The organism is Cyanobium sp. Cruz-8D1 (assembly GCF_024345975.1).
Classification (GTDB): domain Bacteria; phylum Cyanobacteriota; class Cyanobacteriia; order PCC-6307; family Cyanobiaceae; genus Cyanobium.
The window spans coordinates 68,987-76,175 of record NZ_JAGQCD010000017.1 but is presented as its reverse complement, the minus strand read 5'-3'; the positions used below and the strand labels follow the sequence as shown (position 1 = coordinate 76,175).

Annotated in this window: 11 protein-coding genes and 1 pseudogene; 7 read left to right on the top strand and 5 right to left on the bottom strand. The window is 67.3% G+C overall.

Translation table 11 applies throughout. From position 1 onward, the window contains the following. Nucleotides 1-305 (top strand): annotated as a pseudogene (locus KBZ33_RS11860) (transposase); the annotation flags it as partial. Here the strand turns inward: KBZ33_RS11860 and KBZ33_RS11855 are convergent. Together KBZ33_RS11855 and KBZ33_RS11850 are read right to left on the bottom strand one after the other, a co-directional pair. Next, entirely contained in the window at nt 253-762 is a 510-nt protein-coding gene (locus tag KBZ33_RS11855) for a response regulator transcription factor (RefSeq protein ID WP_315859193.1), read from the bottom strand. The pseudogene KBZ33_RS11860 and the gene KBZ33_RS11855 overlap by 53 nt on opposite strands. 2 nt (nt 763-764) lie before the next feature. After that, a complete protein-coding gene (locus KBZ33_RS11850) occupies nt 765-1,460 on the bottom strand; it encodes a response regulator transcription factor (RefSeq protein ID WP_254953153.1) in 696 nt (231 codons plus the stop codon). Nucleotides 1,461-1,928: 468 nt separating this feature from the next. Here KBZ33_RS11850 and KBZ33_RS11845 point away from each other — a divergent pair, with 468 nt between their 5' ends. From KBZ33_RS11845 to KBZ33_RS11835, 3 genes are all read left to right on the top strand, one after another. Then, on the top strand, nt 1,929-2,744 hold the full coding sequence (locus KBZ33_RS11845; RefSeq protein ID WP_254953322.1) for an ABC transporter permease: 816 nt from the start codon (nt 1,929-1,931) through the stop codon (nt 2,742-2,744). 38 nt (nt 2,745-2,782) lie between these two features. Next, nucleotides 2,783-3,049, top strand: a complete 267-nt coding sequence (locus tag KBZ33_RS11840; RefSeq protein WP_255011778.1) for a hypothetical protein — start codon at nt 2,783-2,785, stop codon at nt 3,047-3,049. A gap of 74 nt (nt 3,050-3,123) precedes the next feature. Then, on the top strand, nt 3,124-3,360 hold the full coding sequence (locus tag KBZ33_RS11835) for an AbrB/MazE/SpoVT family DNA-binding domain-containing protein (RefSeq protein WP_254953156.1): 237 nt from the start codon (nt 3,124-3,126) through the stop codon (nt 3,358-3,360). Nucleotides 3,361-3,382: 22 nt separating this feature from the next. Here the strand turns inward: KBZ33_RS11835 and KBZ33_RS11830 are convergent, their stop codons facing one another. Continuing rightward, nucleotides 3,383-3,607: a hypothetical protein gene (locus KBZ33_RS11830; RefSeq protein ID WP_254953158.1), complete on the bottom strand. Its 225-nt coding sequence runs from the start codon at nt 3,605-3,607 to the stop codon at nt 3,383-3,385. After that, nucleotides 3,604-3,915, bottom strand: a complete 312-nt coding sequence (locus tag KBZ33_RS11825) for a hypothetical protein (RefSeq protein WP_254953160.1) — start codon at nt 3,913-3,915, stop codon at nt 3,604-3,606. The genes KBZ33_RS11830 and KBZ33_RS11825 overlap by 4 nt, the downstream gene beginning before the upstream one ends. A gap of 96 nt (nt 3,916-4,011) precedes the next feature. Between KBZ33_RS11825 and KBZ33_RS11820 the strand changes: the two genes are divergently transcribed. Next, a complete protein-coding gene (locus KBZ33_RS11820; RefSeq protein WP_254953162.1) occupies nt 4,012-4,626 on the top strand; it encodes a Uma2 family endonuclease in 615 nt (204 codons plus the stop codon). Between the two features lie 19 nt (nt 4,627-4,645). On the opposite strand, the gene trmH is transcribed toward KBZ33_RS11820, so the two are convergent. Next, on the bottom strand, nt 4,646-5,335 hold the full coding sequence (trmH, locus tag KBZ33_RS11815) for a tRNA (guanosine(18)-2'-O)-methyltransferase TrmH (RefSeq protein WP_254953164.1): 690 nt from the start codon (nt 5,333-5,335) through the stop codon (nt 4,646-4,648). A 44-nt stretch (nt 5,336-5,379) separates the two neighbouring features. On the opposite strand from trmH, the gene KBZ33_RS11810 reads away from it, so the two are divergent. Then, nucleotides 5,380-5,751 (top strand): MGMT family protein, encoded by a 372-nt coding sequence (locus tag KBZ33_RS11810; RefSeq protein WP_254953166.1) that lies wholly within the window; start codon nt 5,380-5,382, stop codon nt 5,749-5,751. 53 nt (nt 5,752-5,804) lie between these two features. Next, on the top strand, nt 5,805-7,181 hold the full coding sequence (locus KBZ33_RS11805; RefSeq protein ID WP_254953324.1) for a 16S rRNA (cytosine(967)-C(5))-methyltransferase: 1,377 nt from the start codon (nt 5,805-5,807) through the stop codon (nt 7,179-7,181). Nucleotides 7,182-7,189 lie beyond the last annotated feature (8 nt).

Here is a 7,189-nt window from a genome sequence, read left to right as displayed (position 1 = left end):
CATTTCACGCCACCCACCACTTTCTCACCAGCTTGCGCACCACGCCAGAAGCTCTGCTGCGACAGGTGCGGGACCGTTGGAGCATTGAGAGCTGGCACTGGATCCGGGACACACAGCTGCATGAGGACGCCCACCGTTACCGGGGCAATGGCGCTGGCGCGATGGCGAGCCTGCGAACGGCAGCCCTCAACCTGCTGCGCCTCGCCGGATTTCAGTCGATCCGAGCCGGACTACAGGCGGTGATGCATGACATCACGACGCTGCTGGAGATGGCGATGCGCCAGCCAGAACCGAACCCATGCTGAAACTTTGAATCAGCCCTGCCTCCCGGGTGGCCGTGTTCACCATGAGATCGGCGCAACTGAGCCGATCGGAATTGGCGACACCGCGCCAGTAGGCGGTGCGCCGCAGGTGGGCGCGGATGCGGGCCAGCAGCTCCTCGATCGAGAAGGGTTTGAGGATGTAATCGTCGGCGCCGGAATCGAGCGCTTCAACACGGTCGCGGATGTCGTCGTGGCAGGTGAGCATCAGCACGGGGGTGATGTCGCCGCTGCTGCGCAGCCGCCGGCAGATTTCCACGCCGCTGAAATCCGGCAGCGTCCAGTCGAGTAGGACAAGATCCGTTGTGGCATCGCGCAGGTGGATCAAAGCTCCCTGGCCGTCTTCGGCTTCGCTGACGCTGTAGCCCTCGCAATTCAGTTCGCCGGCCAGGAAGGTGCGCATGCGTGCGTCGTCTTCGACGATCAGCAGTTGCGAGGCCATGGTCAGCGGGGCGGCCCTTCCTTCAGCATGAAGCCGACGCCGCGCACCGTCTGGATCAGGGTGGGCTGGCCGGCTGGCTCCAGTTTGCGGCGCAGGTAGCGCACATACACATCCAGGAGGTTGTCGTCGCCCAGCCAGTTTTCGCCCCAGAGGGCATCAAGGATGGCGCGACGCTCCTGCACCTGGTTGGGGTGACGCAACAGATGCATCAACAGATCGAACTCCTTGGCCGTGAGATGGATGGATTCACCGCCCCTGGCCACTTCCCGGCTGGCGGGATTCACCTCCAGGTCAGCCATCCGCAGCACACCGCCTTCCTGTTCATCGATGCCGCTGCGGCGCAGGCGGGCCCGCACCCGGGCCAACAGCTCTTCGATCGAGAACGGCTTGATCAGGTAGTCGTCGGCGCCGGAATCGAGCGCCTCCACCCGTTGCTGCACCTCATCGCGGGCCGTGAGCATCAGCACGGGCGTGGAAATCCCCCCTTTGCGCATGCGACGGCACACCTCCACACCGCTGAAATCGGGCAGGTTCCAATCGAGCAGTATCAGATCCCAGGTTTGGCTGCGGATCCTGCCCAGGGCCTGCTGCCCGCAGGTCGCTTCTTCGCACGCATACCCTTCAACGGCCAGCTCGGAGGAGAGGAAGCCGCGCAACTCGGGATCGTCATCGACGATCAGCAGGCGGGCGCCGGTCATCGGATCGGTAGGGTTGAACGTCGCTTGGTCAAAGGAAAATAAAGCTCTCTGGAGTTGAGAGGCGCGATCGTTTCACATTATACCAGGGTGAGAATTGTCTTGCAACCTTGCAGGCATCCTTGCCGCTTTGTTGTCTCTACGCGTTCGAGCAGGTGAAGACAGCCCCAAGCCGGCTGAGAGGGGCTGGCCTGACAGGGATCAGCCCGCGACCACGCTTTGGGTATGAAATTAGTTTTGGCACCGATCTTTGGCCCTGATGGGGCGGGTGACCCCATCGACGACGCGGCGACAGTACTGTTGCGCCATTCCGCCTCACCGCACATGAGCAGAAGCTCATTCCCCGCGAGCCTGGTTACTATCACGAAGGATTTGTACACGTGATGGGTTCGAGCCCAAGGCCTCACTGACGCACCCACCCGCCGCACCATGGTTGCCAGTCGGGCCGGAACCCGCCCCCTCTCCGCGCGCATGGCCCGCTGGGGCCTCGCCATCGTGGCGCTCTATGGCCTGATGGCCGTGCTCACGCCCCTGCTGGTGCACGGCGGCCTGCTGCCCGATCCCAATGCGGGCCTGGACAATCCCATTTACGCCCAGCCCTCGTTCGGGCACTGGTGCGGTACCGACCGTCTCGGCCGTGATGTCTGTGTGCGCACCCTCGCCGGCAGCAGCGTGGCCCTGCAGGTGGTGCTCAGCGCCCTGGTGCTGGCGCTGGTGATCGGTGTTCCGCTGGGCATGGTGAGCGGCTACCTCGGCGGCGGGGTCGACCGTGTGTTGGTGCTGGTGATGGACACCTTGTACACCTTGCCGGTGCTGCTGCTCTCGGTGGTGCTCGCCTTTCTGCTTGGCCGGGGCCTGCCCAATGCCGCCGCTGCCCTCTGCGTGGTGTACGTGCCGCAGTACTTCCGGGTGGTGCGCAACCAGTCGGCCCAGGTGAAGGCGGAACTGTTCATCGAGGCGGCCCGCTCCCTCGGTGCCGGCCCCGCCTGGATCCTGCGGCGCTACCTGTTTCGCAACGTGATCACCTCGGTGCCGGTGCTGCTCACCCTCAACGCGGCCGATGCGGTGCTGGTGCTGGGGGGGCTGGGTTTTCTCGGCCTCGGCCTGCCGGAAACCATCCCCGAATGGGGCAGTGACCTGCAGCAGGCCCTCACGGCCCTGCCCACCGGCATCTGGTGGACCGCCCTGTTTCCTGGATTGGCGATGTTTGTGTTGGTACTGGGGCTGTCGTTTCTGGGCGAGGGCCTGGAGAACTGGCTCAGTGGCTCTCTTGCCGACCTGAAGTAGCGTTTTGTTGCTCTGTGGTATCGGCAATGCCCTGGTGGTTGGATCTGGTTCTGCTTGGTTCCGCCGTGCTGCTGTGGGTCAAAGGCGGCAACACGCCCGATGACGTCTGGAGTGTCTTCCAGAAGTTCCTGTCTGTGGTGGCCGTACTGGTGGTGCTGCTGGGCGGTCGCCAGATCCTGTTGGAGGTCCTGGTGCTGGCTTTCACCATCTTTCTGCCGAATGCCTCCCGCTTTGATGGCGGCCCGATCAGCACCGCAGACGCTCCCCCCGCGGCAGCTCCTCGAGGATGGCGCCTTCGGGGCTGAGGGCCCGCTGAGGCGTCTTGCCTGCTGCGGCAGCTGGCTGTAAGTCTCTTACTCTCGCGCCACACCGGATCGCCGTGCGGATCACCAGCAAGGGTCAGGTCACGATTCCTCAGGCCATCCGCGAGCTGGCTGGGCTGCATCCCAATTGTGAGGTGCAGTTTCGGCTGGTGGGTGATCAGGTGGTGCTGGAAAAGACGGATGGCCAGGCCGAGCAGCGGGGCGAGGAGGCCTTGATGAGGCTGCGGGGCCACCGGCCCCGGCAGGGTCTGAGCACCGAGGCCATCCTGGCCCTCTGTCGCGGTGAGGCCTGATGGCCCTGGCCGCCGCTGCAGATCACCCCAGCGTGTAGGTACCAGAATCGGATTCCGTCAGCCGATGGCCTTGGAAAGACGTGCGGCTCAGCGCCATCTCAAGCACCGTTTCCAGACGGATCATCCGACCATTGAGGTCATCGATGCGGCGTTGTTGTTCCTTCATCAGCCCCGCCATATCTTCCACCTTGTCGTTCATGCGGATCACGGTGGTGAGCGCCGACAGAATGCGGTCGGTCACGCTCATGGCTGTGGCTGAACTGACGGCTTGGCCTGGAGAGCCGCACGAACCTCGGCAAGGGCATGATCGAGCGCCGCTTCCGTGCGCGCCGTGCTGAGCTCGAGTTGTTTCAAGGCCGCGTCCAGGGCATCGGTATCGGCCTGCTCCTCAGAGCTGCCGGTGGCATAAGCGGCTCCAGCCTCACGGAAAAACTGTCCGAGTGAGAGCCCCATCCTGTTGGCTTGATCGGCATAGGCAGCTTTCTCAGCAGGCGTCATCAACACCGCAACGCGCTCTGTGGCGCGCTCAGCGGCGGTCTTCGAGGAGATCGACATCGGTCCCATGTGATGAACATGTACAGCAAAGGCTAAGGCCATCACGGCTCTGCCTATCCGTTCTCGCTACGCTCAAACCACTCCCGGCCTGTGGCGATGACCCTCACCACCAGCCCAGCGCTTGCATCGCAGCTGAGGCTGCCTGCCGATCTGCGGCTCACCCCGGACCAGTTTGCGCTGGTGTGCGCCGAGAACCGTGAATCCGTGCTCGAACTCACAGCCGGCGGCCGGGTACTGCTGATGACGCCAACAGGCAGCGAAACGGGTTCCCGCAGTGGTGAGCTGTTCTTCCAGCTCAAGCTTTTTGCCCAGCACCAGGGCCGTTGGAAAGCTTTTGACAGTTCCACCGGCTTCCTATTGCCGGATGGCTCCGTGCTCAGCCCCGATGCGTCCCTGGTGCGTCTCGATCGTTGGCAGGCCCTCAGCCCCGAACAGCGCCGTGGCTTCGCCCCGCTCTGCCCTGACCTTGTCGTGGAACTGGCAAGCCCCAGCGACGAGGGGCCCCGCGGCCTGACGGCATTGCGCCGCAAGATGGACGCGTATCAGGCCAATGGTGCCCGCCTGGCCTGGCTGCTGCTGCCTGACGAACAAGCCGTGGAGGTGTGGTCGGCCAACGCTGAACCGCAGCGACTGGAGCCGTCCCTGGTGTTGGAAGCCAGTGCAGAGTTCCCTGGATTGCAGTTGCAGCTGGCCGAGATCTGGGCTGGCTGAACGGTCTGCGGCGGCCCGATCAGCAGCGCAGACGCACCCCCCGCGGCAGCTCCTCGAGGATGGCGCCTTCGGGGCTGAGGGCTGGGTAGGGGCGCCCTTCGCGGCGGCACCAGGCCGCCACCTGCGGGTAGGCCCACTCGAACAGCAGCGGCCCATAGCGGTCCGGGGCCACACCTTCGCCGTGGCTGGGCAGGCATCCCTTTTCCTGCCGTTGCCGCAGGGTCTCGAACAGCAGGATCGCGTTCGCCACCGACACGTTCAGCGACTGCACCATGCCTGCCATCGGGATCACGATCGCCTGGTCGATCGCGGCGGCGGTGGCCTCGCTCAGTCCCCATTTCTCCGCCCCCAGCACAAAGGCCGTGGGCCCGGTGAAATCACAGTCGCGGTAGTCCACCGCGTCGGCCCCCAGGTGGGTGCCATAGAGGCGGAAGCCATCGGCCTTCAGCAGCGCGATGGCATCGCTGCTGCGCTCATGCCGGTGCAGCGCCACCCATTTCTGGCTGCCCAGGGACGTGGCGTTGAAGGTGGGCACCCTCCCTTTCAGGCTCACGGCATGGGCTTCGAGCACCCCCACCGCATCGCAGCTGCGCAGGATCGCCGAGAGGTTATGGGGCTTGTCCACATGCTCCAGCAGCACCGTCAGATCGCCCATGCGGCGATCGAGCACCGCGCGCAGGCGCTCGAAGCGGCGGGGCAGCAGCGGCATGGGCCTGGTAAAACGCCATCATCGACCTTGCCAGCTGCACGGCCATGTCCAGGGTTGCTGCCGACAGCGAGCGTCCCTTCGACAGCCGCGTCTACGCGATGGTGCGCCGCATCCCCCACGGCCAGCTGGCCACCTACGGCCAGGTGGCGGAGCTGATCGGCGCCTACGGCCGCGCCCGCCAGGTGGGCTGGGCCCTGCGGCGCCTGCCGCTGCCATCGGCGGTGCCGTGGCAGCGGGTGGTGAATGCCCAGGGACGCATTGCGATGAGCCCCGGCCGGGAGGGCAGCGACTGGATGCAGCGCCAGCTGCTGCTGGCCGAAGGCATCGCCGTGGCCGCCGACGGCCGCCTGCCCCTGGCCCGGCACCGCTGGCGGCCTCCGCTGGAGCTGGCCGAGCCCTCCTGTACAAAGGAGTGAACCGTCTCGGGAGCCCGCCGATTCACGCCAGCGAGATCGTTCCCGGCGACACCATGCCCGGCCTGGCCTCCCGCCAGCTGGCCTGGCAGGTGCTCCAGGCCGTCGCGGCCGGCGCCTATGCCGATGCCGCCCTGGAGCGTGAGCTGGCCTCCCTGGCCCGCGCCGGTGGTGGCCTTTCGGCGGCCGACCGCGGCCTGGCCACCGAAATCGCCTACGGAGCCATCCGCCAGCGGCTGCTGCTGGATGGCTGGATCGACGCCCTCGGCAAGGTGTCGGCCCTGCGCCAGCCGCCGGCCCTGCGCTGGTTGCTGCATGTGGGGCTCTACCAGCTGCTGTTCAGCGATCGGGTGCCGGCGGCGGCGGCGGTGAGCACCAGCGTGGCCCTGGCCAAGCGCGTTGGCCTGGGCCGGCTGGCGCCGGTGGTGAATGGGATGCTGCGCTCCCTGCTGCGGCGGCGGGAGCCGCAGGGGGGCACCCAACCCTGCACCGAACCCTGGCACGGGCTGGCGTTGCCGGCCGAGGCCGCCGCCGCCCTGGCCCTGCGCCGCTCCCTGCCCCCTTGGCTCAGCGCCGAGCTGCTCGGCTGGCTGCCGCCAGAGCGGGCCGAGGCCTTTGCCCTGGCCTGCAACGCAGTCCCCGCCCTCGACCTGCGCGCCAACCGCCTGCGCACCAGCCGCGACGAGCTGCTGGCGCGCTTCGCGGCCGCCGGTGTGGCCGCCCGCGCCCTGCCCGGCGTGTCCCACGGCCTCACCCTGCTGGAGCGGGTCGGCGATCCCCGCGACCTGCCCGGCTATGCCGAGGGGCTCTGGTGCGTGCAGGACCGCAGTGCCCAGGCCATCGCCCCCCTGCTCGATCCCCAGCCCGGCCAGCGGATCCTCGATGCCTGCGCCGCCCCGGGCGGCAAGAGCACCCACCTGGCGGAGCTGACCGGCGACGCCGCTGAGCTGTGGGCGCTGGATCGCTCCGAAGCCCGCCTGCGTCGGCTGGATCGCAATGCCGAGCGCCTCGGACTCACCTCGATCCGCTCCCTGGCCCTCGATGCCACCGCCCTCGCCGCCGCCAAGCCCCACTGGCGCGGCTCCTTTGATCGCGTTCTGCTCGACGCCCCCTGCTCCGGCCTCGGCACCCTGGCCCGCCATCCGGATGCCCGCTGGCGCATCACCCCGGACGCTATCGATGGCCTGGTGTCCCTGCAGCGCCAGCTCCTGGACGCGTTGCTGCCCCTGCTGGCCCCCGGCGGCCGCTTTGTTTATGCCACCTGCACGGTGGAACCGCGCGAGAACGGCGGCCTGATCGCCGCGCTGCTGGCGGCCCACCCTGGCTGGAGCCTGCTTGAGGAACGCCAGTGGTGGCCTGAACCGCCCAACGGGGAGTGCGGCGGCGGCGATGGTTTCTATGCGGCGGTGCTGCAGGGGCCGGACGGCGGCTAGGGCGGCAG